The sequence below is a fragment of the uncultured Roseibium sp. genome (genome assembly GCF_947494555.1).
GTDB lineage: Bacteria > Pseudomonadota > Alphaproteobacteria > Rhizobiales > Stappiaceae > Roseibium.
In genome coordinates this window covers 809,459-833,623 of the sequence record NZ_CANLVF010000003.1, presented here as the reverse complement: position 1 = coordinate 833,623, position 24,165 = coordinate 809,459, and the positions used below count along the sequence as shown (strand labels likewise).

At 53.8% G+C, this 24,165-nt stretch carries 20 protein-coding genes; 7 read left to right on the top strand and 13 right to left on the bottom strand.

The features are described from left to right. Positions 1-180: 180 nt before the first annotated feature. Positions 181-1,932, bottom strand: a complete 1,752-nt coding sequence (locus tag Q0915_RS18540) for a helix-turn-helix domain-containing protein (protein WP_299544367.1) — start codon at positions 1,930-1,932, stop codon at positions 181-183. 318 nt (positions 1,933-2,250) lie between these two features. Between Q0915_RS18540 and Q0915_RS18535 the strand changes: the two genes are divergently transcribed. From Q0915_RS18535 to Q0915_RS18525, 3 genes are all read left to right on the top strand, one after another. After that, a complete protein-coding gene (locus Q0915_RS18535) occupies positions 2,251-2,868 on the top strand; it encodes a VPLPA-CTERM sorting domain-containing protein (RefSeq protein WP_299476805.1) in 618 nt (205 codons plus the stop codon). Between the two features lie 249 nt (positions 2,869-3,117). After that, positions 3,118-3,747 carry a VPLPA-CTERM sorting domain-containing protein gene (locus Q0915_RS18530; protein ID WP_299476801.1) on the top strand — a complete coding sequence of 210 codons (630 nt, stop codon included), beginning with the start codon at positions 3,118-3,120 and terminating at the stop codon, positions 3,745-3,747. A 50-nt stretch (positions 3,748-3,797) separates the two neighbouring features. Then, the gene (locus tag Q0915_RS18525; RefSeq protein WP_299476796.1) at positions 3,798-6,095 is read left to right on the top strand and encodes a SulP family inorganic anion transporter; all 2,298 of its coding nucleotides are present in this window, start codon (positions 3,798-3,800) and stop codon (positions 6,093-6,095) included. 236 nt (positions 6,096-6,331) lie between these two features. On the opposite strand, the gene Q0915_RS18520 is transcribed toward Q0915_RS18525, so the two are convergent. Continuing rightward, entirely contained in the window at positions 6,332-6,496 is a 165-nt protein-coding gene (locus tag Q0915_RS18520) for a hypothetical protein (protein WP_299476793.1), read from the bottom strand. 9 nt (positions 6,497-6,505) lie between these two features. After that, a complete protein-coding gene (locus Q0915_RS18515; protein WP_299476789.1) occupies positions 6,506-7,051 on the bottom strand; it encodes a ricin-type beta-trefoil lectin domain protein in 546 nt (181 codons plus the stop codon). Between the two features lie 129 nt (positions 7,052-7,180). On the opposite strand from Q0915_RS18515, the gene Q0915_RS18510 reads away from it, so the two are divergent. Then, positions 7,181-7,633, top strand: a complete 453-nt coding sequence (locus tag Q0915_RS18510; RefSeq protein ID WP_299476784.1) for a MarR family winged helix-turn-helix transcriptional regulator — start codon at positions 7,181-7,183, stop codon at positions 7,631-7,633. 454 nt (positions 7,634-8,087) lie between these two features. On the opposite strand, the gene Q0915_RS18505 is transcribed toward Q0915_RS18510, so the two are convergent. Both Q0915_RS18505 and Q0915_RS18500 read right to left on the bottom strand, forming a co-directional pair. Continuing rightward, positions 8,088-9,677, bottom strand: a complete 1,590-nt coding sequence (locus Q0915_RS18505) for a GMC family oxidoreductase N-terminal domain-containing protein (protein WP_299476781.1) — start codon at positions 9,675-9,677, stop codon at positions 8,088-8,090. 191 nt (positions 9,678-9,868) lie between these two features. After that, complete coding sequence (locus Q0915_RS18500; protein WP_299476777.1) at positions 9,869-10,681, bottom strand: hypothetical protein; 813 nt, start codon at positions 10,679-10,681, stop codon at positions 9,869-9,871. A gap of 252 nt (positions 10,682-10,933) precedes the next feature. On the opposite strand from Q0915_RS18500, the gene Q0915_RS18495 reads away from it, so the two are divergent. Then, on the top strand, positions 10,934-11,731 hold the full coding sequence (locus tag Q0915_RS18495) for an MBL fold metallo-hydrolase (RefSeq protein WP_299476774.1): 798 nt from the start codon (positions 10,934-10,936) through the stop codon (positions 11,729-11,731). Positions 11,732-11,746: 15 nt separating this feature from the next. Here Q0915_RS18495 and Q0915_RS18490 read toward each other — a convergent pair whose 3' ends face one another. From Q0915_RS18490 to Q0915_RS18465, 6 genes are all read right to left on the bottom strand, one after another. Beyond that, complete coding sequence (locus tag Q0915_RS18490) at positions 11,747-12,553, bottom strand: hypothetical protein (protein ID WP_299476771.1); 807 nt, start codon at positions 12,551-12,553, stop codon at positions 11,747-11,749. Next, a complete protein-coding gene (locus Q0915_RS18485; RefSeq protein ID WP_299476768.1) occupies positions 12,553-13,170 on the bottom strand; it encodes an isochorismatase family cysteine hydrolase in 618 nt (205 codons plus the stop codon). Before Q0915_RS18485 ends, Q0915_RS18490 begins: the two co-directional genes overlap by 1 nt. A 19-nt stretch (positions 13,171-13,189) precedes the next feature. Further along, the gene (locus Q0915_RS18480) at positions 13,190-13,996 is read right to left on the bottom strand and encodes an ABC transporter permease subunit (protein WP_299476763.1); all 807 of its coding nucleotides are present in this window, start codon (positions 13,994-13,996) and stop codon (positions 13,190-13,192) included. Further along, positions 13,993-15,015 carry an ABC transporter permease subunit gene (locus Q0915_RS18475; protein WP_299476760.1) on the bottom strand — a complete coding sequence of 341 codons (1,023 nt, stop codon included), beginning with the start codon at positions 15,013-15,015 and terminating at the stop codon, positions 13,993-13,995. The genes Q0915_RS18480 and Q0915_RS18475 overlap by 4 nt, the downstream gene beginning before the upstream one ends. After that, the gene (locus Q0915_RS18470; RefSeq protein WP_299476755.1) at positions 15,012-16,127 is read right to left on the bottom strand and encodes an ABC transporter ATP-binding protein; all 1,116 of its coding nucleotides are present in this window, start codon (positions 16,125-16,127) and stop codon (positions 15,012-15,014) included. Before Q0915_RS18470 ends, Q0915_RS18475 begins: the two co-directional genes overlap by 4 nt. Positions 16,128-16,281: 154 nt before the next feature. Continuing rightward, entirely contained in the window at positions 16,282-17,394 is a 1,113-nt protein-coding gene (locus tag Q0915_RS18465; protein WP_299476750.1) for an extracellular solute-binding protein, read from the bottom strand. Between the two features lie 329 nt (positions 17,395-17,723). On the opposite strand from Q0915_RS18465, the gene Q0915_RS18460 reads away from it, so the two are divergent. Together Q0915_RS18460 and Q0915_RS18455 are read left to right on the top strand one after the other, a co-directional pair. Continuing rightward, positions 17,724-18,842: a 2-oxoglutarate and iron-dependent oxygenase domain-containing protein gene (locus Q0915_RS18460; protein WP_299476747.1), complete on the top strand. Its 1,119-nt coding sequence runs from the start codon at positions 17,724-17,726 to the stop codon at positions 18,840-18,842. Between the two features lie 929 nt (positions 18,843-19,771). Continuing rightward, positions 19,772-21,673 (top strand): AAA family ATPase, encoded by a 1,902-nt coding sequence (locus Q0915_RS18455; protein WP_299476744.1) that lies wholly within the window; start codon positions 19,772-19,774, stop codon positions 21,671-21,673. Positions 21,674-21,796: 123 nt separating this feature from the next. Here Q0915_RS18455 and Q0915_RS18450 read toward each other — a convergent pair whose 3' ends face one another. Together Q0915_RS18450 and Q0915_RS18445 are read right to left on the bottom strand one after the other, a co-directional pair. Then, complete coding sequence (locus Q0915_RS18450) at positions 21,797-22,636, bottom strand: DUF3800 domain-containing protein (protein ID WP_299476740.1); 840 nt, start codon at positions 22,634-22,636, stop codon at positions 21,797-21,799. Positions 22,637-22,699: 63 nt separating this feature from the next. Then, positions 22,700-23,821, bottom strand: coding sequence for a hypothetical protein (locus Q0915_RS18445; protein WP_299476737.1), 1,122 nt, complete (start codon positions 23,819-23,821; stop codon positions 22,700-22,702). Between the last annotated feature and the right edge of the window lie 344 nt (positions 23,822-24,165).

Here is a 24,165-nt window from a genome sequence, read left to right as displayed (position 1 = left end):
CGTTTGCTTCGAAACCGCAATCCGGCCCAATATTGGGACGCATGTACCCCTTCAGTCATCAAAGCGCTTCCGTTCCTTATGCGTCTTTCCTCTTCCGAGGGCGTTGCCGGGCTGTACGCTGAACGCGTCCGCGGCACAAAACTGATCAAAATGACCGGACTCCAATGAAGCTTTGTGTCTTCATTGATTTTTCCTGAGTGAATTGATGGACTTACTTGGAATCTCGCCAAACTCTTGCCGGTAGTGCTTGGCGAAGTTGCTGACGCTTGAGAAACCCGATGCATGGGCAATCTCGGCAACGGTGTTGTATTGATCCAGAAGGATTAGATTGCGGGCGAAGTTCAAGCGCGCCGACCTGATGAACGAAGCGGGCGACTGCCCGCTGGCCTCTTTCAGTCGGCGTCCCAGTGTCTTTTGACTGATCGCAAGGGAGGATGCGAGTTTCTCAACGCTGAAATCCTGATCCTTCACGCTGTCGAGAACGCACTCCGTGACACGGTCCAGGAACTGTTGCTTGGCGGACAGGTGTTGCCGGTTCTCCGGATCATCCGCCAGCGCATTCTCCAACGCTTCAAGCCGCGCGGTCGTCGTCTTCTCCACCGCCCGGTGTTTTTGTTCGATATGTTGCATCTGCTGCCCCAATGAGGCGAGCTCAGCGGCAGCGACATGCCGTTCGCTCTGCATGGAGCGCACCATTGTTGAGATGGCCAACATCATGAACAGCGTTTCGCCGGCGATCGCGAGATAATATCCCCAGGACAGGGGCCGTAGCAGCACCAGTTCATAAGCGTGGGCCGCACCGGTGATGTTCAGCGGGAACATGAACGCGAAGACTGCGATCGAGAGCCCTAAACTCAGCGACAGCAGCGCGCAGGCAATGGGCCTTGCCTGTGGCAGCCCCGCTATGATCTTGCGGACAGCAACCGTCAGCAGGATCAGTGGGCTGAGGAAGTAGATCAGATGCAGCGGTCCGGACAGGCGCCACGGGTCAACCACCGCCAACGCGATCACGACGACCACCACAGCCGACAGCAGTGTGAACAGGTGGCGCCAGACCCATGGATCGTCGTGAGTATTCAGCAGGATCCGGCAGTACTGCACGATGGCGAGCGTACTCAGTCCGGCGAATAACTCGGTGATCGGGGCGAGTGTGGTAATCGGCAGCGTGACGTCGAAGAATTTGCTTAGCCAGCCATCATAGATGAACGAATAGACAAACAGGCACAGGATGTAGAGCGTGTAGTACTGATAAAAGCGCACGTCGATCTGCCGGAACAGGATCAGGCTGAACAGCGCGATTGTCGCGACATACCCCAAAAACAGGGCGGTCATGATCAGTCTCAGCGTGCTCCAGCCGAAGAACAGGTCCGCCGACATGATCACAGCGGTCATGGTGGGCGCGAAGGTGCCTGCGAGACGCAGGTAAAACACCCGCTCGTCTCCTGGCTGCATGGTAACTTCAATGCCTGTCCGGATAGCGGTGTTGTTCTTGTCCATCCAGGGCACCACGCGGCCCGTGCGTCCGACTTCGACCAGCCTGGCATCCCTCTCTTCGAACAGGGTCACCTCGTCGAAGATCGTCTCCATCAGGCCAATCACCCAGCGGTGGGTTTCGTCATGCGGGTTGGCGAGCGCAAACCGCAGCCATGCGGACTGACCCGGCAAAGGCGCTTTGAAAATCCCGTTGCAGGCGGCGGGGGCGAAGGCCTCGGTGAAAATGCGGTCGGGCCCGGCGTCTCCGGCAGGATCGAGGTAGTATTCGGCTCCAAGAGGGCGCAGTTTGTCGGTCGGCTCGTCCAAGAGCGAATTGGCCATTGGCGCAGTCTGCTCCGGCTGCTGGCATGCCGGATTCCGCGCATCGTCAGCCCAGACGGCACCGCTGCCGCAAGACAGCAAAAACAGCACGCAGGCGATCACACAATTTCTGATCATCGTCCCCAACCAAGACTGTGTGTTTCGAAGGTTCCATGCGAATTCGCAGCATCCGACTGCGCTTGTTTGGGACAAAATTGGCCACGTTTCGGTCAAAAGTCAGTCGCGCGGTTTTCTTCACACAGCAAACTTGGTTTTGATGATGCCTGCAATCGCCGCCCACTTCAACCGGGACGAGAACTACCGTGAGACGGGTGCAGCCCATGTCTCGGACGTCGTCGCGCGCCCTCGTACCGAGCGGTCAAGAGGTCGACGTCCTGCTGCGCCCGAACGTTCCAAAGGCCTGTCAATCAGGGCCATTCACAAGGAGACATAGATATGACCATCAGGTCAGTTGCTATAGCCGCCGCTCTGGTTGCACTGACAGCCACATCGGGCCTCGCGGCCACCGTGCAGTTGAACGTCGTCGGTGGCCAATTGTTTGGCGCCAGAAACGTCGATGTCAACGGCGCGCTCTACGATGTGGAATTTGTCGATGGCACCTGCGTGGCGCTTTTTAATGGGTGCACCAGCGCATCCGACTTCGCTTTCTCGACGCGCACTCTGGCCGTTGCAGCGGCCACAAGTCTCATGAACACAGTTTTTCTCGATGGACCCCTGGGAGATTTCGACAGTGATCCAGCACTGACTGCCGGCATTGAACAAAACTTTTTGGACGTTGGCTTTATCGCTGTTCCGTATGAGTTCCGACCGGGATCTTTGAGTGCAGGAACAATCAACTTTTTCAATGAGCCTGACGACTTCGACATTCTTTCAACGCTCTCTTCCATAAAACTCACTACTGATACGTCCAATATCGACTACTTTGTCTTTGCCCGTTTCACCCCGTCGCAGATCACCGCCGTTCCCCTTCCTGCGGGTGGGCTTTTGTTGCTTGCCGGGCTCGCCGGGCTTGGATTGGTTCAAGCGCGGCGCAAGACAGAAGAGGTTCGCTGATAACCGGCTTACCTCTGAAGGACGGCATCTTTGATGCCGCAACGCGACCCATGAACGATCACGCCCACCCGGCGGCTTTCGCAGAGGAGACCAACGGCCCCGCCGCCGCTGGCGCAGGACGTCAGACAGGTGCAACCCATGTCTCGGACGTCGTCGCGCGCCCTCGTACCGAGCGGTCAAGCGGTCACTGTCTGGGTTCAAACGTCCCAAAGGCCTGTCAATCAGGACCACTCACAAGGAGACATAGATATGACCATCAGGTCACTTGCCATCGCCGCCGCTCTGGTTGCACTGACAACCACATCGGGCCTCGCGGCCACCGTGCAGTTGAACGTCGCCGGCGGCCAGCTGCTGGGCGCCAGAAACGTCGATGTCAATGGCACGTTTTATGATGTTGAATTTGTCGATGGCACCTGCGTGGCGCTGTTTAACGGGTGCACCAGCGCATCCGACTTTGATTTCTCGACACGCACTCTGGCCGCTGCAGCGGCCACAAGTCTCATGAACACGGTTTTTCTCGATGGACCCCTGGGAGATTTCGACAGTGATCATACTCTGACTGCCGGTATTGAAACAAACTTTTTTAACCGTGGTTGGATCAACATTCCGTATGAGTTCCGACCGGGGCTTATGCGTGCAGGAACAATCGCCTTTTTCAATTATGGTGTGTTGGGCGGGGATGATGCAGTTTCGACAAATTCTAACACGAGCATAAAAGTCGCTGATGATACATCCAATATCGACTACTTTGTCTTTGCCCGTTTCACCCCGTCACAGATCACCGCCGTTCCCCTTCCTGCGGGTGGGCTTTTGTTGCTCGCCGGGCTCGCCGGGCTCGGATTGGTTCAAGCGCGGAGCAAGACAGACGAGGCTCGCTGATACCCGGCTAACCTCTGAAGGACGGCATCCTTGATGCCGCATCGCGCAACATGGATGACCACGCCCACGCAGAGGCTTTCGCAGAGGAGACCAGCGGCCCCGTCGCCGCTGGCGCAGGACGCGCGCCCGTGGCAGAGGGTGGCTTCGGCCCTCTGACCGGCGCACACTGGCTGACCGACCTGCTGGCCATCCTCTCCGCCGGGCTGATCTGCGGTGTGCTCACCGCGATGTTTGCCATTTCTGCGGCAGCGCTGCTGTTTTCTTCGGTGTTGAGCACGCACATCACACTGGCCATCGGCATTTGCCTTCTTGGCACCATCGTGCTGAGCATGGTGATCGCACTCTTCAGTTCCTGCCCGGGAATGCTGTCGGTGACGCAAGAGGTGACGGTGGTCACGCTGGCCGTCATCGCGGCTTCAATCCACGGCACCATGTCCGCGGCACACAGCGAAGCCGAAATCCTGGCCACCATCATCGTGATGATCGGACTGGCAACAACCGTCACCGGTGCTGCGCTCCTTGCGATGGGAGTGTTCGGCCTGGGCGGGCTGATCCGCTTCATTCCCTATCCGGTGCTGGCCGGGTTTCTGGCTGGTATGGGCTGGCTGATCGTCTCCGGAGCCATGGCGGTCATCCTTGGCAATCCTCTCTCGGCACAGACCCTGCCCACGCTGTTTGAGACCGCAAACCTGATCAAATGGCTCCCCGCTGTCGCCTTCGCTCTTGTCGTGGATCTTGCCGCGCGGCGCAGCGGAAGCCCGATGGTCCTGCCGCTCGCCATTGCAGTCTTCCTGGTGGCGTTCCATGTGGCCGCCTGGGTGCTCGGCCTGCCAATGGCTGAACTGCAAGGCCAGGGCTGGTTCTTTACGCCTGCGCAGGACGGCAGCATCACCCTGCCATTTCAGGGCAACCCGCTGGCGCAGGCCGATTGGACGGCGATCTGGTCGGAGCTTCCGAAAATCAGCGCTCTGCTGGCGATCAGCGGCGCGGCGCTGCTGTTTGCATCCAGCGGCATCGAATTGTCTGTGCGCCGCGACATTGATCTGGACCGCGAGTTGCGCGCCGCTGGCCTTGCGAATGTGCTTGCCGGTGCGGGGGGCGGGGCCGCAGGGTTTCAGGGGTTGGGCCTGACGATATTGGCGCACCATCTCGGCGCGTCCTATCGCATCACGGGTCTGCTGGTGGCGGCCGTTTGTATAGCCATTCTGCTCTATGGAGCGACCCTGCTCAGCTTCATTCCAATCCCGCTTTTTGGTGGCCTTCTGCTCTGGATCGGCGGTGGCTTGCTCTATCAATGGCTGATCGGCATCTACGCCAAGGTGTCGCGTCGTGAGTACCTCATCGTCTTGCTTATCGTCGCGCTGATTATCAATGTCGGGCTTTTGGAGGGTGTGTTGGTGGGCGTTTTCGCGGCAGCGGCGCTCTTTGTGCTGGAATATGCACGCGTTGAGGTTGTGAAATACGCCATCAGCGGCGAAACCTATCAAAGTCGCGTGGAGCATCATCCCGATGACCAGGCCTATCTGCGGAAAAACGGCTCGAAAATACAAGTGTTGAGGCTTCAGGGGTTCATCTTTTTTGGAAGTGTACAGCAGGTGTATCATCGTGTGCGACAGTGCTTCGAGACCTCGGACGTTCGGTTCCTGGTTCTGGATTGCCGGGATGTTACGGGCTTTGACTCCTCCGCCATTCAGAGTTTGACCAAGATTTGCGGGATGGTTCGGGAAAAGGACTGCAGGCTGATCGTCAGCGGGCTCAACCCGGCCCTGTCCCAAAGGCTGAACAGGCTGATTTTGGGAGGCATGCACGGTTCAGCCGTTTTGCATTTCGATGAGACAGACCAAGCCGTTGCATGGTGCGAAGACTGTCTGCTGCATGAATGGGAGAACCGCCCCGGCACGCAGCACACCCAGCGGTTTGCTGATCGACTCGCGCACGATCTGGACGATCCGCACGCGTTCGAAGCAATGCGGCCATACCTGGAAAAAATCACATACCAGACGCAAAACCGCATTATCAACCAGGGCGAAGGGGGGACAGATATCTATTTTATCGAAAGTGGTTTTGTCAGAGTTCAGCTCGAGACCCTAAATGAACAGCCAGTGCACTTGCGCACGCTGGGTCCAGGCACGACTGTTGGTGAGATGTCATTCTTCTTGCAGCGCGCCCGAACCGCTTCTGCAATAGCAGAAACCGAAGCGGTTCTCTGGCGGCTCAGCCACAACGATTTGTTTCAGATTGCCCGCTCGCAGCCGGAACTGGCCCACGCACTCAACAGCCACTTCATTCGCACTATCGCCGAACGTCTCGATCAGTCGAACGCACTTGTCCGATCCCTGATCGATTGATGGTACTGGCAGCAGACGGATTTTCGGATCGATTTCGAAATCGAAAATCCGTTTCAAGGCGAAGTGAGGCTCATGCCCCAAGAACTCAGACAGAATGTTGGTTGCCGCCTAAGGTCTTGTAATTTATGAATATAGATTGATGCTGGCCCGCCGCTTCGCAAATTTAATGCGCTCGGCGGCACCGTCCTAAGGTTCATCTGGCCGGATAGACTTCGACCCAAACCATATTCGCAAAATCAGCTCAGAAATATGCGGTCGTGGCAATGCGCAGAACTTTCAAGTGAGCGCAAGATCGACCCTTGCCCGGAAGGCTTCATCCCAATCATCGCATCGGCGATGATCCAGTGACTGTACCACGAAATGGCATCATATGAGGCAATTCTGGTCACACTGGTGTTCATCGAATGCTCCTACAATTGGAACAAAGACCAGGTTTGGTAGGCCAAGTTGGCATCGTCACAGGGCTGGAGGGACAAAGGGCGCATCACATGGATGGGAGAGCCACCGCGTCCTTCCCGTTTTTCCGTACTGTTGACCGTTACGCACAGCTTCGGGTCGGCCTGGGTGACCAGATGTCCATTGTCTTTCAGGGTGAATTTCTGTGTGTCTGTCCCGGTACATGAGCCAAGCACAATCGGCGCTCCAGCTTCAACGGATGGAACTGTCATACAGACATCAAAATAGGGAATTCGGAACTCTCCCTTGCCGATGAGATCCGCGTCAAAGCCCTGATCTTCAAGGATGCCGCCCGTGTAGTTGTAGCAGGTGTGTGCCTGTAGTCCGCTGTCAAGCGGCGCATTTTTGCCCCGTCCACCAGCTATGTCCAGACAGTAGCCGCGAGCGTCGTCCAGCCTGTCAGTCAGTTGAACTTCAACAAGGTTTCCTGCCGATTGAGCCGGTACGGCGAGTGCTCCCAAGCCGAGGGTTGCTAGTGCGATCCCGATAAGCGGTTTCATGGTGTTACTCCTTGGGAATTCAGTGAAGGTGGGAGTTGCATGCCAATGTTTGTTCTGATCCAAACTATTTACATCAGAACATTATGACTGTTAAGTGTCGTGACCACCTTTTTGCAACGCAGTCAGGCCATGAAACGAACAGCAGTAGACCTTCACCCTGTTTTGCATTCAGCCACCTTGCTGGAAAAGCGGGTTGAAATGCTGCTGAAACCAACCGGGATCCGTCACCGACAGGCTCTTATCCTGGATGCCTTGTCCAAGATCGGACCGACCTCACAGAGGCATCTGGCAAAACAGTTCGATGTTTCGGCGGGCAGTATGAGTTCCATGACAGAACGGTTGGTGGCGCTGGGCTTCATCACGCAAAGCACAAATCCTGTAAACCGCCGCAGCGATATTCTCGACCTGACGCCGGACGGCCGGGCAGCTTTGGAAAAAGTATTGATCGTTTGGCAGGAGGCGACTGCCCTGATCACCTTGGCACTTGGCGACAGTCAGGCCGAGACACTCACCGCCCTTTCCACGAAGCTCCGAAATACCTTGGGTGGCACGCAGCCGGAAAAAGAGCAACGCGGGGCCTAGAGCGGTTCAAGCTTAGCTGGAACCGCTCCAGGTGGGGTTCCAGGAAGAATGTTCACTCGCATTGAAGACCGGAGGTTGGTTGGTGACCAATCCTCATCAGCTTCGGGAGAGCAGGTCAGTTCGCAAATAATTTTGCGGGCGTGGCGCACATAATTTCGTTTGCGGTCTCTTTAAAGGAAAATCTCGAGAATTAGTTTTTGTTTCTCTTGATTTTCAAAGATTTCATCACAGAAAAGTCGCTCCCTAAAAAGGGTGAAATGCACAATACATCGAATTTACAATCTGGCGAGAAGGAGTTACTCGCTGCGTACTGAATGAATGACGCAAACGGGGCCGGGAGTGGACTATCGGGTTTTTTCTATTGGATCACCAAACGGACACCCTTTCCGAGCTGTTAGGGGGGCATTTTCGGCCCAAACCTGCCTTTTGAATTGCACGGGTTTATGTCCATTTCTCAGGCGCGCGCTGCAATCAAGTCGACGGCCTTTTCCGCGATCATAATAACAGGGGCTTGGGGATGGCCGGTGTTCATCCGGGGCATCACGGAGGCATCGGCGATACTCAGCTCGTCTAGTCCGTGCACTCTTAGATCAGGTGCTACAACGGCGTTTTTGTCCTGACCCATGCGGCAGCTGCCAACCGGATGCCATGATGTGGACGACACTTCACGAATATTGGCGATCAGGTCTTCGTAGTTTGTCAGGTCCGGACCAGGCGAGATTTCTCGCGGCCTTAGCTCTGCAAAGGCCTCTTGCGACACGACGCGTCGCGCCTCTGAAATGCAGGCAAGCATGAGATCGATATCAGCAGGGTCGCTCAGATATCCCGGGTCGATCAATGGCCGGTCCAAAGGATTGTCAGACACGATGGCAATATGCCCCGTGCTCCGTGGGCGCGTCGGGAAGCCAGAGATTGTAAAACCATGCCGGTCGGGCGGACGCATTTCAGGCGCACCGAGGCTGATAAAAAACGGGATCATCAGAAGTTCGATGTCAGGTGCTTCAACGCCCGGATTTGATTTCAGAAACGCGCCTGACTCAAAATGATTGGTCGTTAGCGGTCCGCGCCCTTCTTCAAATTGACGTTGGGCATCGGCAAGGTCTTCCGCAGTACGCCCGTAGAAGGTCAATGGTTTGTCGATCTCCCAACGGCTGCGGTAGTGCAAATGGTCTTGCAGGTTTTTGCCAACGCCGGGCAAATTATGCCGGACTTCAACCCCGACACTTTGAAGAAGTTCCGCTGGACCAATACCCGAGATCTGAAGAAGTTGCGGAGATCCAACAGCACCGGCCGAGAGGACGGTTTCCGGTGCTACGGCACGTTGAACTTGTCCGCGTGCAAAATAGTTAACCCCCAGGACACGCTTACCCTCTACGATAAAGCCAAGTACCGTCGCTCCGGTTGCCACCGTCAGATTATCCCGATTGGTCGCAAATCTGAGATATGTGCGCGCGGTGCTGCCACGCTTGTTGTCTTGCAGAGTTGCCGGAAAATACCCGCAGCCTTCTATTTCATCACCATTCAAATCATCATTGAACGGAACGCCCGCTTGCTGGCACGCCGAGAGGAAAATTTCAGTCAGTGGCGATTTCTCGCTTTGTCCGGTGACCGTCAAGGGGCCGGTATCTCCATGGACGTTCGTCTGTCCTGATCCTTGCCAGTTTTCCGCCTTGCGAAAATAAGGAAGAACGTCATCCCATCCCCAACCCGTCGCCCCAAGCTGTTGCCAGGTGTTGTAGTCGGAAGGATGCCCTCTCAGATAAATCATGTAATTGATTGAGCCTGTTCCTCCGAGCCCCCGGCCACGCGGATAATTGATTTGGCGTTTTGAAAGATGATCCTGTGGTCCGGTTCGAAACCCCCAGTCGAAACGCGTATTCGTTAATGCACCAAAGGTGGCTGGTGTCGTTACGCGCGCGTCGTGGTCATCACCTCCTGCCTCAAGCAGGAGGACGCGTCGATTGGGGTCTTCGCTCAACCTGCTCGCAAGCACGCAACCAGCAGTGCCTGCGCCAACCACAATCACGTCGAATTGGTCTGCCATTGAAAACCCTCCCTTGCAAATTCAAAAATATTTAAGATCAAAGGGCCGTAGAGGGCCCCGCTTACCGCCCAAGTTCGGCCTATTGTATTTTGAGCCAATGGGATTTCTTACGCAGACGCTAAACCAAGTCAGCAGTCTCCCCTGCCCAATCTCGGACGGTTTCGACTATTTCAATGTGAGTTCGCAAAGGTCTATTTCGTAAGTGTCGTCCCCCGAAACATCTCCGGGTCCGACACGCCTAGTCCAATTTCGTCAGAAGGCAGCACGCTCAGTTTCTCGCAAAGAGCAAACGAAGCTGTATTGTCCCCGGCAATCCCGGTACAAAACCCGCGCACCTCGAGTTCGTCCCACAGCCAAACAATGCTCAGCGCTCCCAAAACGAGTGCGATTTTTTGACCTCGTCGCTCTGGGTGACAAGTCAAACCGCCCCAGAACGCAAAATCAGAAAACTTACTTTTTGGGTGATAGCATTTGTATCCCCAAGCACTCCCGACAATGCTTCCGGAGTCGTCGATAGCGGCGAGAGTTATGCCTGGCATATCTAGACCACGCATTACTCGCCCAGCCATCACCATAACGCCGCATTCTCCAACCATCTTGGCAAATTCGCTTACCAGCGCGGCACTTTTGTCGGCGTCGATACGCGCCACGGAAATGTCAGGTGGCAATCGATAAGTGGACAAAATCCTTTGCGCAGCGTTGTAAGCAGCGAGGCCACCTTTGCAAAACTCCCAGACATTGCACGCAAGTCCCTCGCCCCCCAACAACCTCTCTATGTCGCCGACCCGATCCTTTGGAAGGAAATGACAGGTCGTGGATCCCTGCAAGCGCGCCAGAGCCGCAAGTTTTTCCGAGGTTTCGTTCCCAATGAACCCCGCCACAGTAACGATCCTGCCATTATAGGCGTATCGCGGATCATCTTGAATGAGTTTCCAAGTATCTCGTGCACGACGCGACACTGAAACTTGTGCCGCGGTGCCAAAAAATTCGTCTTTGAAACGCATGGTTCCTCACTGTTGTTGAGGCAAGCAAAGGGCGAGTATGCAGCAATCAATTGCCGAGGTAATGCTTATTCGATCTTTCACTATATCTTCGCGGTTTATAGACGCGATCCTAGCAGGTCACCGAAGACAAGGATCTTTGACATCATCAAAACATGAGACGCTCAGCCATATTTGATCTAATTTCGATTTTGAACAGACAAACGATACCAGGCACGAATCGTTATTTGAACGACTTGGATCATTGGAGCAAAAATGCTTGACCTTTCAGATTACCCAATTGCCGAGAACTGGTTCACCATTACGAAGGTCGATGACTCCACCGATATGTTGCTTGAGCCGAATGTCCATATTCTGGAACAGGCAAACATGTTCTTCGTGCGCGGGTCTGAGCGCGACATGATCATCGACACGGGGATGGGCATCGTCCCGATCGCACCTTATGTCGACCCTCTTTCAGCCAAACCGCATTCGGAAATCATTTGTGTTTCAACGCATACGCACATTGATCACATTGGCGGTGTGCATGAGTTCGATATCCGCCTTGTGCATCCGATCGAAGCGGACGAGATGGCTTCGCCCTCCATCATGAACACAATCGTTCGTGATGAAATAGACCCGGCCCTGTTGGATCTCTTTGCCTCCTCGGGGTATCCGCCGCTGGATGAACTGCTGATCACCGCGTTGCCCCACGAGGGGTATGATCCGAGGTCCTACGTGCTCAAAGGTGCGCCGGCTACCGGACTTCTAGAAGAAGGAGACACCGTCGAATTGGGTGACCGGAAATACACCGTCCTGCATGTGCCGGGGCATTCGCCGGGCAGCATTGCGCTCTTTGAAGAAAAAACGGGCGTTCTATTTGCCGGCGATGCGATCTATGACGGCCCACTTATTTATGACGGACCAGGCATGCGTGTCGAAGACTACATTGTCACGATGAAAAAGCTGCAAGCACTTGACGTGTCGATTGTTCACGGAGGTCACGATCCGAGCTTCGACAAAAAACGGCTGGACGAGATTGTTGAAAAGTATTTCCGGATCTGGGACGTGTGAACGGAATTTCACAGATCAGACCTTGAGCTCAGCTGCGGTCCAAATTCGCCTGAGCGTTTGGCCATCGAAACGCGTGTGATTTGTTTCGAGCTTGTCGCTCACGGCGTGGAGATTGTCGCACAATACGGCACCAACGCGATTAGGGTGGCTCGAAAGTTCGATCATGGCCGATCCATCAACAATTCGGCCAAAACTGTATTCGGCCTGAAACAGATCGGCGAGCTGGTCCCGGTCGGCATTTGTCAGCGCGTGTGCAAGAGCTTCCTTCCAGGGGAGTGTGAGGTTTTTCCGAGCGGGCCGATCAAGCGCGAACAGAAACCGTGATTCAGAGCTGATCAGAAATCCCCACAGGCCCCCATCGCATGTCAAAACCCGTCCTTCCGGGGCGGTACCGTTTATTTTCTGGTGAAGCCACAGTTCGACAAAATCCGCGTTAACGCCGTACTCAAAAAGACCGCCCGAGGTGCGCTGCAAGCGGCCGATATCGCGTCCGGTCTCCGGACCCTGGAGATTTATCACCCTTTCCCAGGTACAGACACTGCCGACGACGGAAGATCGACCAGCGAACCCTTCTGCATCCGCCAGCGCCATAAGGTCTGCCTGATCGAGTTCAGCAAGGCAGGCGACCGGCAGGCCGTTTGAAAAGCGGGCCGGAATTCGCAGGTCTGTAAAAAGGCTATCCGCCTGAAACCAGTAGACGTGCGTTTCATGGTCTTCGAAATCCGGAACCTCTGCCGGGGCCTTGATAAAGGCCCGACGCCAAAGTCCGCGAATATCGGCGTCTGAAACCGGCTCCGAGACCGCGTTTGCGCTATCCGTCATCAGGCCGCGGCGGCATTGTGTGAATTGAACGCAGCGATGATTTCTTTAGAGGAGCGCACAGCGCCGGTTTGCAGATATTCCATCGCATCGAGAGCGGCCGAATGTGCATCCGGATCGGACCCGCCGACGCAGTCCTTTACAACCCGGCAGTAAAAATCCTTCTGGTGGCCATCCGCAAATGTGTAGTGTACGCACACATTGGTCAGCCCGCCGACCATGATCAGCGTGTCGGCTTTCAGACCGCGCAGCAGGATGTCGAGGTCGGTGCCGATAAAGCATGAATACCGGCGCTTCTTGATCACGTAGTCATCTGGTTTCAGGCCAACGATTTCATCGGCGATTTCCGTCCCTTCGCGGCCTTCGACGCAATGTACGTCCTCCGTACCATCGAGCTCACGGCCAAAGTCCACCATGTTGGGGCGATGGGCTTCCTGGAAGAAGATCACTGGAATTTCACTGGCGCGCGCAGCATCGATCACCGTGCGCGCCTGGCGCATGGCGTTTGTATAGGCAGACATTTTTGGAATGCCGCCATCATAGTTTTCCAGAAATGCGCTCTTTTGAATGTCGATCACCAGCAACACCGGGTTTCCAACAAGAAGGGGCTGTTCGGGCATGACTGTTGTCCTCCTCAGGTCAATTGTCTTTGCGCGCTGGATCCGCGCCCAGCAGACGGGGCAAGTCACCATAGCGGGCGACGGCGCTGAAAACGGCGATCGATACCAAAAGGAAGGTGATCGCCCCGACAGCCATGGTCGGCGTGAACCCGTTTCGCAGCGAGTTGAAGATCTGCAGCGTCACCGTGCTGTAGGCGGAGGCAGACACGAAAAAGATGACGATGAATTCGTGGAAGCTCAGCACCACCACGAAGAAGAAACCGGACAAGGTATACGACAGGGTCTGCGGCAAGATGATCGTCCGCAGGCTCGTCGGCTCGTCGGCCCCCATGGTTTGCGCTGCGTCAAGGTGATACCTGTCGATAGACTGCAGCCCGATCGATATCGTCACGAGCGGCAGAGCTGCAAGCAGGGCGGTGTGGCTCAGGATGCCGGTGAAGATATTTCCAAGCCCACCGACAAAGGTCCACAAAAAGCTGAGACCTACCCCAAAGACGATTGGCGGCAAGGCAAACGGTAGCCCGGCAAGACCGGTGAGCGCACGGGAAAACGCCGTGTTGCGTTTCCATTGGTCATAGGCAATTGGCCAGGTGATCAGCACCGCCAAAGTGGCACTCGCAAGCGCGACGATGATGGAGTTTTCCATCGATCGGAGCCAAACCGGCTCAGACACGAAAAACTCCCAGAATCTCGCAAATGTCGGGTCCTTTGGGGGGAACAGCATCGAGCGCCCGCCATTCAGGGCGCTCAGGCACACAATCACAATCGGCAGGCTGATATAGGCGGCGCAAATCAGCATAAAGCCGTGTTTGAGAGCAGCTTTCATCGGCCCCGTTTCTCCGCGAGACGGCTGAGCCAGAGACTGGCGAAAATGAATACACCGGCTGTGCTCAGCAACACGACGGCCTGTGCGGCCCCAAAGGGTGCATTGAGCGTTGCACCGCGGATCGCCTCGTAAATCGAGACCGGAAGTGTCTGGTGGGCGGGCTCCGCGAAATAGGTGACTGTCACGTAGGCACCGAGCAGGTAGACGAAGAGCAGCAGCAAGGTACCCATAACCGGGATGCGAACGACCGGCACAATGACTGTGCGCATGACGGTGAAAGAGCCGGCCCCCATGGTGCGCGCCGCTTCAATCATCGAGCGATCGATGCGCGAGAGTGGCGCGTAGAGCAAAATCACCGCATAGGGCCAGACCAGATAGGCCATTGTCAGAACCGTTGCCATCTGAGACGTTTTGAACTTCACGTTACGCGGGTTTGCGAGGCCCCAGTCCTTGAGCACGGCAAGCCAGCCGGTCTCCTTCAGCCACTCTGTCACACCGGTTGCCTTGAAAAGAGCCGGGAGGCCCGATCGGTTGGACAGCATGATGTCCCAGCCCATCACGATGAAGACTTCCGACATCGAAAGGCTTGCCAGAATGAACACCAGCCAGGCCGCCTGCACCGGGCGCGAACACTGACTGAGGAAATATGTAAAGGGAAAGGCGAACGCGATTGCGATCAGCGAACCGAGGACGGCGTATGCAAGCGTATAGCCAAGCTTATAGGCATAAAGCAGCGTGATCTCGTCCGGCCAGCCGATGCCAACGAAAACACGCGCATAATTGCTCGGGTCAAATGCCCACACCCAGCTCGCACCTTCGATTTTCTCACCAAAACTGACAGCAACAACCAGCAGGATCGGCGACAGGAAGACGAAGAGCAGAATGGCTGCGATCGTTGTCATGATGATCGATTGCGCGCTGAACCGGTGAACTACATCAAACGGCGGGCGCAGCGTTTTGTTCAGACGGGTTTCATTGTCTGCCTGCGCCAGATAGGAAGCTGTTGCCAGGTCGCTCATGCAGCGACGTTCTCCTGGTGACTGGCAGATGCCAACGTTTGTTTACCGGCCGCCGCAGGTGCTTGCCCTGGAAAGCACAACAGGGAGTTTGATCTCAGTCTGACGCCTGTGTTTTCGCCTTGAGCCACAAAGGCACCCGCTGATGACGGCATTTCGCAGATCACCCGTCCGGCGTTCGTCTCAACAAAGACTTCCCTGGTAGGGCCGACGTCTCTCACAAACGAAACCGAACCGGTCAACTTGTTTGGCGAAGTCTCATCAACTGAACACAGTTCGACATTCTCCGGTCTGCAAACGAGCTGTACTGGTGCACCGTCGACAAAAGAGGCCGGTTTTTCCAGATCAAACGCGTCGTCGCCGACAAATATGCGGCCGCCGCGAACGATACCGTCGATAAAGTTCGCCTTGCCGATGAATGAGGCGACAAAAGGTGTTTCCGGGCGTTGATATATGTCCGTCGGAGAACCGATTTGTTCAGAACGCCCGTTGCTCATGACTACGATCTCGTCGGCCATTGTCATAGCTTCACGTTGATCGTGTGTCACGACGATCGTGGTGATGTTCAACTGTTGCTGCAGGAGCCGAAGTTCGACCTGCATGGTTTCGCGCAACTGAGCGTCCAGTGCGGACATGGGCTCGTCGAGCAGAAACACCTCGGGCTCCTGTGCGAGTGCCCGGGCGATTGCCACACGCTGGCGCTGACCGCCTGACAGTTGGCCAATCCGTCGATCCTGAAAATCCGCCATCTGGACGAGGTCGAGAAGTTCCTGCGCGCGCTTTAAGCGCGTCGATTTCTCAACGCCCGAAATACTCAGGCTGTAGGCGACATTCTCTCCGACCGACAAATGAGGAAACAAGGCAAAGGACTGAAACACCATGCCGAACTTCCGCTTGTTCGCAGGCAGCGTCGTGATGTCATCGCCGTTGAGGGAAAGACTTCCCCGGGTTGGTGTGTCGAGCCCTGCAATGATGCGCAGCAACGTTGTTTTTCCGCAGCCTGAAGGCCCCAGAAGCGCCGTCAACTTCCCCGAGGGGAAAACCAAATCAATATTCTGCAACGCAGTTACGTCGCCATAGATCTTTCTGACATCCTTTAGGACCAGTCCGGCCATGAAGCTGCTACTCTCGAAATGTGAAATCTGGAAGGTTGCGGGCTTTCGCTATCAGATTATTCGGCAAGCGAAACTCAGGTTCGCACGCGATCTGGTGGGAAGAGCGGGATCAACGGTCTACGTTCCTTATTACCCGCTCCACACACAAATGGCGTCAAGCGCCTGCGAGCATCGCGTCCCAACGCTCTTTGATGAACGTCTCGTTGTCGAGATAAGATTCATAAGCAGGCGTGATGATCGGCGATCCGGAGACGAAAGCGAACTCTTCATCCGTCAGATCCGTCAGCTCCCGGTTGACAAGCGGCGCAGTGCCGATGTTGCGCGACATAAGTGCCTGGGTGGCCGGGTCACTGGAAAACGCCATGAATTCGTAGGCTTCACCGGTTTTTTCCGAAAGCGGGCTCAGGCACCAGGACCCGTAACCAATCGGATTGCCTTCGACAGGGAAGAGCGGTTTGATCGGGAAACCATCGGACGCCATGATGTTTGCGACGTCCAGATAGTAGGATCCGGCGATGACGTCTTCGTTCTTCATAGCCTGTTCCATCTGGCTTTCAGCCGACCACCAGAGCGCGACATGCGGCTTCAGCTCGGCGACCTTGTCCAGAACCGCAACGATCCCGTCTTCCGTCATGAGCGTTTCTGCGCCGTCAAAGAATGTCTTTGCCGTAATATCGAGAAGACGACCGTCGATTTTCTTGGAAATGCCGAGCGAACCCTCGTAGGCGGGGTTTTCCCAGAACTCTTTCCAGCTGGTTGGTGCCGGCGTCACTTCGTTGGGGTTGATCACCATGGCATTGAACCACGCCATTGAGCCTACGCCGACGAGACCATCGGGACCTTCGTACAAAAATTCCGCGTCCAGATTGGTCACCCCGGGGATCTTTGACGCGTCCAGAGGTTTCAGCATTTCGCCGATACGCGTCGCCTTGATCATGGTGTCCTTGCCGTAAAGCGACACGTCAGCCGGCACGGTGCCGGAGGCTGCTGCCTGCTGCATCGTCACAAGCCAGTCACTCGAGTTGGGCTGCGTGACGGATTCGACTGTTATACCGGTTGCCTCGGTAAAGGCCGGGTACACAAATTTCTTGAAACTGTCTTCGAAGTAGCCGCCATAAGACCCAATCTTGATTGATCGCGCCTGGGCGATCGCGGGCATGGCAAGCAATGAACTGCCAGCTGCCAGGACGGCGGTGCCTGCCGCACCTTTCAGGATTGATCGGCGTGTCAGATCGCCCGCGCGCCTTGTTTTGAATTTCTGCGTCATCCAGCGTGTTCCTCTCAATTTTCGGCGGCCCCTCGTTCGCCAACCTTGGTGGAACCTCATTGAGTTTGAGGCATGAGTGCAAACAAGCACGTTGCATGCCAAACAAAAAAACAAACAAAAACAAATGATTAGAAAAAATACCAATGCTCCGGACATAAAGTCTGTGCGATTAGTGGGCGAATTGCCTATTTTTTCTACATATACATTTATTGTGCAAATAGGTGCAGATGATATTCTGACCACAACGCGATCGCGCCGACCCAACAGTCATGATCGGCCTACCGGAAACCTATTGCCTCAACAGTCACGCTAAACTTTGGAGCCTCACCATGCGCGACCTCTTGGACCAAAGGACGCTTAAACCGGAGATGGCGGCCGATGGAACCGATGACCAGATCGCACTAAGTTCTGAAAACGTGTCACTGCCGGTCATTGACTTGACCGGGCTCAACGAAAGCGATCCGGCGGCTCTGGCCTCAGTTGCCAAGGAGCTTGGAAAGGCGGCGAAAACATCTGGCTTCTTCTACATCAAGAACCACGGTGTCGATCAGGCGCTGATCGACGAGGCTTTCGCAGCGTCCCGCGCCTTCCATACCCAGTCCCGGCGCTACAAGATGAAATACTGGTGCGGCTACAGCACCAATCATCGGGGCTATGTACCCTTTGAAGAAAACGGCAGCTCGTTTCCAATTACGATCAACTACAACGAGGCCTGGGACATGTCATTTGAAGCCCCTGCCGATCATCCGGATTATCTTGCCGGTTGGCGCATGACCGGCCCAAATGTCTGGCCCGATTTGCCCGGATGGAAGGACACGATCTCGCAATACTACGACGCGGTCTTCGGGCTTGGACTGAAACTTCTGGGCGCTCTTGAACTGGAGTTGGGCGTTGAAGCTGGAACGCTGAAGAAACACGTCAACTGCCCCACATCCCAGCTGCGTCTCTTGCGCTATCTGGAAAATGATGTTCCGGCGAGCAAGGACTTCGTCGGCATCGAAGCCCATTCGGACTTTGAGTGTTTTACAATCCTTCTCCAAGGCGGTCCTGGCCTTCAGGTACTCAACGCAGATGACTATTGGATGGAAGCGCCGCCAATCCCCGGCACTTTCATTGTCAACATAGGCGATATTTTCGAGACTTGGTCAGGCGGCCTTTACAAGTCCACCCAGCATCGCGTCGTGAACACCGGCAAGGAACGGTATTCGATGCCCCTTTTCTTCGGCCTTGATTATGATGCTGTCGTTGAGCCGCTGCCGAAATTCAAGACGGCGGAAACTGCTGAAAAATATCCGCCCATCAAGGCCGGTGATCACCTGATGCGCATGACAGTCGGCGCTTTCCGCTATATCTCCGACGCCGTCGACAAGGGCGAGATCAAGCTGGATTTCGCAGTGCCGGATGCAAATCCCTTTAAACGTTCAGCGAAGCTCATTTCAGAAAGATGATTTGCTTTGTCTGCACTTAAATCACCGAACCTATCGTGATGGTTCCGCGGGGCCGTCTTCTGCGGCGGCCCGACATTCGTATAAAGCCGAAAGTCGTGAAGGTCCCGCAACGCGGACATTCATTCAAACTGCAGCAAAAGACTGCTTCCCGCCTATCCCATGGATTTGCTCCGATGACAACGAATGTCGGCTTCCAGGGTGCAATCTCAGATCAGAGTGCGACCGTTTTGTGCGCGCAAAGTGGTCGTTGACCGAAAAGCTAATGCAGGTCGGCATTGGTCCCGGACCTGGGACACCATTTGATCAATGCGGCGAGTTGTGTCGGAGTTTGAACGTAATGCGACCCAAACAGCGAATGTTGGGCAATGGCAGGAATCGGGTTTTTCAAATGAAACTGAAATCAGGAGGCATTGTATCGAGTCGAGACGAAACACATCCCCTGACAACTTAGACGGAATCAAACACTCCGCCTAAGTTGTTGTAATTTATGAAAGTAGGTGAATATCAGCCCGCCGTCTCGCAAAATATTATGCGCTCGGCGAAACACTATGCGCTACCCTGCAACGGATGTAGGGAAGCGCTTAATGTTTCGTTTGCCCTCTTGGAAAGTCAAATAGTTAGGAGAGTTTTGTACGCATAAATTTTCGCGGACTTAGCGCAAATAATTTCGTCGACGCAGCGCTAAACGCCAATCCTGGGAATTGATTCTTGATTCTCTAAACGCAGAGCACTGAATAAATGGCAAAAAGTCACTTACATAGGGACTAATTGTGTAATGCACCGAATTCGTAAAATGAGCGGATTCCCGACCTTCTCCACACCAGAAACTAGTGCCAACTCCGCGGACAAACCGGACATGACGTTGTTGGATTGATTGCAATTTAAATATACTACTTCAGGTTATAATTTGTTTGTCTGGAGACGCATGCATGATCGAACAACCGGTTACATTTGCTTTGCCAGTTCCGTGGGAAACACAGCAATTCACGATCGAGCGCTTTGGCGACGTCTCCTTTTTCGTTGGACCAAATGGTAGTGGAAAATCGCGTTTTTCCGAGACCTTAAATGCGGTTCTTCCAAACGCACGAATGCTAGGTACAGATCGGCTCGAACGTATGTCGGTGACTGGTCTTTCTAACTTCTTCGGAGACAACTTAAAAACTGGACTCCAAAAAAATCACTTCCAACATTTTCGCACAGCTGGTCGTCAAGGCTCAGGTATTGATACGTTTATCATACTCGAAGAACGACCCGACATTAGAGTTATTGTCGAAGCAACACTGAGTTCGCTTTTTGGTCGCGAAATCGTACTTGAATGGGACTCTGGAAATCTCGTTCCAAAAGCGCGGCTTGCTCGAACCGGTGCATATTATCGAATGGACCGAGATGAATGCCACGGCATTCGGGAACTCTTGGTCCTTCTCACTCATTTGCATAATGACGAACACCAGTTTCTGATTGTTGATGAGCCTGAACTAAACTTGCACCCGCAGTTCCAGTCTTTTTTTGTCCAAGAAGTTCGAAAGGTTGCAGGTACTCATGAACCCGGTACGAGCCGCAAGGGTATAATCCTAATAACACATTCGCCATTTATATTGGATCTCCGAAGCGTAGACGATATGCAGACCATTGTCTGCTTTTCTACGGACCACAGTCCTCCAAAATATATTGGCGCATTAGCGGAAGCGGAACGTGCCCGTTTCGCATCGCTTGTCCCGCGACTCAACGTTCATCACAAACAACTATTCTTTTCTGACAATCCAATTTTCGTGGAAGGAGTATTTGACGCCCAAATAATCGAAGCGATACAGGAACGCCGAAATACCTCCATCACCGCAGCGGGAAGCTGCCTTATTGACGTTGGAGGTTGTGAAGAAGTGACTAAATATGTCGAACTATGTCGCCACTACGGGAAAAACGCCTACTTTCTGTTCGACCTTGATAGTCTATTTTTAGGAAGTCTTCGACGGTGTATTCGCGAAGATGGAAGCATAGCGGAATTTCTTGCAAGCCTCGGTCTTGGGGCTGATTTTGCTGCCTATTGTGGCGCACTTGACCGCGAATTAACGGACGCAGTCAGAACTATCGAAGGTGCTGATAATGCTGTCGGTGTTATAGAGACGCTTCAAAATTACTTTCGGTCTATCACAGAAGATAACAAGAAACTGAAGCGTCAGCGCGTAGCTGTTCTTATCGAAATGGCCGCTGATCGCGACGCAATTGTAGCACTTTTGACAGAGCCAGTTGTCGCCAGTATCGAAGGTCGGCTGAGTCAAATAAGGGCTGCGCTAAGGACAAAAAACATCTTTCTTCTAGGGGGTGGTGCGCTTGAGCATTATCTGCCCTCATACTCCGGAGAAAGATACGATCTCACCGACAGCGCAAAGAAAGTAGCTGTTATGGACGAGGTCGCGTTGCTTGCAAGTGGAGCTATAGATGACAACTTGGAAGATAGATATGGTGAACTATTCCAGTGCATAGCTGCATTGCCTGCCAAACCAGCAGTAGACACAGAAAGAGTGCTTCGTGCTTATGTCGGCGACTATATTCATGAACTCCAAGGGATTGTGGTCGGAAAAGCTAACTGGGATAAAGCTCAGATCGAAGCTCATTTCACTATGGCCCAATCTGGAATCGCCAAGCTGATAACTCTCGAAGAATTTGAGAGAAGAGGAGAGAGAGAGTTCAACGCTGTCCTAAAAATCTCCGGCCCAAAAGAAATAAGAGTAGACATCTCACACGAAACAAATGCTGGCATGCATAGTTTTACATTCAGGAGCGAACCCGCAGCTGAGCCTGATGCTGCTCCAGGACCCGTAGCGGTGCGATGATGATCAGATAGGAGGCCACCTACAGTCTATTTCTGCTGGTCGTGGAAACGTAACGAACGTCAGTTTGGGGGGGGCGTAAAACGGTCATCTGATTATTGGCGAACGAACTTCCACTTTGGGCCGTCAGTGAATGCATCCAAGGTAATTCTCACCAAACCGCTGCATTGCTGCTTCCGAGACCTGTTCGCTTGCGCTTTCGTCTATAAATAAGCCCCACGGGCAAACGTCGACCATAGCTGGATCGATGTCATCGCTCAGAAGCTGTTTGTTCCTAGCCAGGAAGGCATAGCGAATGCCCGCCCACATTTCGAAGCCGAGTTTGACTTCTTGGCTATCATAAATGCTGTCTCCAGGCGTATCGAGGACAACTTTTTTGGTTACATGGCCCAGTGTTTCCAGTAGAATCGTACTACACGTGTGGGCTACAAGGTCAGCGAGCTGAATGCCCAAGTGCTTTTTCGAGTCTTGCTCAAAATGAAAATTGCAGCGAGCGAGCTTGGCTTCTGTTGCGGCCAAGTCAGCCGCTGATTTAGGCGATTTAAACAACCCTTCGTCAAAAAATACTTCGTGATCTTGCCCTTCAAGACTGGGGTGGGTCAGGGCGAGACTTAGCAATCTGAGAGCTGTAGGTCCCAGCCTATTGTCGCCATTTACAACGCATACGGCGACCTTGCAATGTCTGCCTACATAGTACTTCATGGCATCTCGTAGATCTCGAAGCCGGTTGTCTCCCGCCATCTTGGCCGAGGACTTGTATTCAAATTCTTTGGGATTGAATCGCCGCTCTCGGAAGACCGAACTAAGATAGCCCGACGGATTAGCTTCGCAGATCACAAAAGCAGCCAGCGAAAACCCAAAACGATGATGTTTGCTGTCGTCAAGGTAAAGGTATGCCATGTGGCTGTGATACGCGCGCTCGGCTTGCCGCAAAAGATTTTTCTCGCAGCAGATTGAATTCAGCATGCCAACGTCTGCTTTGCGGCAGCGTATCAGTAAGTCCATGACCTCTCAGGGCCGATTGTAACGTTACTTCATACCCATAGCTGTCAGGCGCGCCGCGGCACTGAAATCTGCGTTTAAAGATTCTGGCCCGGAACGTTCTGTAAGCTTACCGTGGTAGGCCAGTCGCAAATCGTAAAGCACAGCAAGTTCATCAATACCGTTGGGTACCATCTTTAGGAATGCATCGCCAATTTCAGGTGTATTGGTCCCACTTGTACTTTCTTCCGCACTAGCTAATTGACCTGATAGATTGTTTGCTGGCCACGGAAGAGCAGAGACATCTGAAAGAATTAGGATTTCCATTTCGGTTGGCAGTTGAGCCAGAACGGCAAGGTCTTCGCTGACCCGATCAATTGCGTCGCCCAAAGCTTCAAGCTCAAGTTCCACAACAAACGTGAATTTGCTGCCTTCTAAGGTCGAAGTCGATTGTAGTTGAGGCCAGCGAGTCCTTTGCTCAAAGAATTCATGGTCAATTGAAGCCGGATCAGCGTAAATGTACTGCTCAAAATCAATTCCAGCACCGACGTCAGCAAGCAAATTTGTTTCGAGGTTCCATCCCGCGAGGTAGTTTGCCTTCGACTTATGGGCATCTGTCTCAAACACAGATTGCTCTAGGGGAAGGATGCCGATTGGGAGTACCGCAGCTTGGGTTCCATAAATGGGTACACGAATTACAATCCCATCTCCATAGTCCCATCGATTTGATGCAATATAGGAAAAGAATGGATATGCTACTTGGTCCCGTTCTAAAGAATTTATCCAGGTTAAATGATCTTTGTGACTTATATACTTATGATCATCGTCAAGGCTTACGGCGTCCGATACTTCATCGAAGCGCTTTTTGATCTCGTTCGTCACATGGTCTGGTAGATTCGTAAACTCCCAATGCAGTTTAAGCGTTTGTAGTGGTTGCGATCCGACGGCAAGCCGCAAAGCCTGAAGTCGGTTTTGAGAAATACGTTGTTCCGCTGCAAACGCATCATTTGCGCTCTTAATCGCCCGAGAGCTGATATTGATCGCTAAACCAATTACGATCAATATCATAGCAACTTGCCCTGACTTTGTTAAAGCACGCTTGCCGGCTCCACGGTCCTCAGTTGTTTCATGGAGCATGCCCCAAGCTGACGAAAAAGCTGTCAGCGCCAAGCCAGCGTATGCTAATATCTCTAGACTTAACAACATTGTAAAACGATACGCACATTTTCAATTTGATTGTGTTTTCTGACTTTACACTAAAATCAGGTTCGGGTGCGTAACTAATGGGAGGTATGGGGTACCTCGCAGCAATGAGATGTTCTGATCAACAGTGGGGTACGACTTTCCGGATCGACTCGAAATCCGAAAATCCGTTTCGGGACGAGGTGAGGCTCATGTCCCAAAACTCAGACAGAATGTTGGTTTCCGTCTAAGCTGTTGAAAATTATGAAAGTAGGTTAACGCCAAGCCATCGCTTCACAAAATCTTATGCGCTCGGCGAAACACTATGCGCT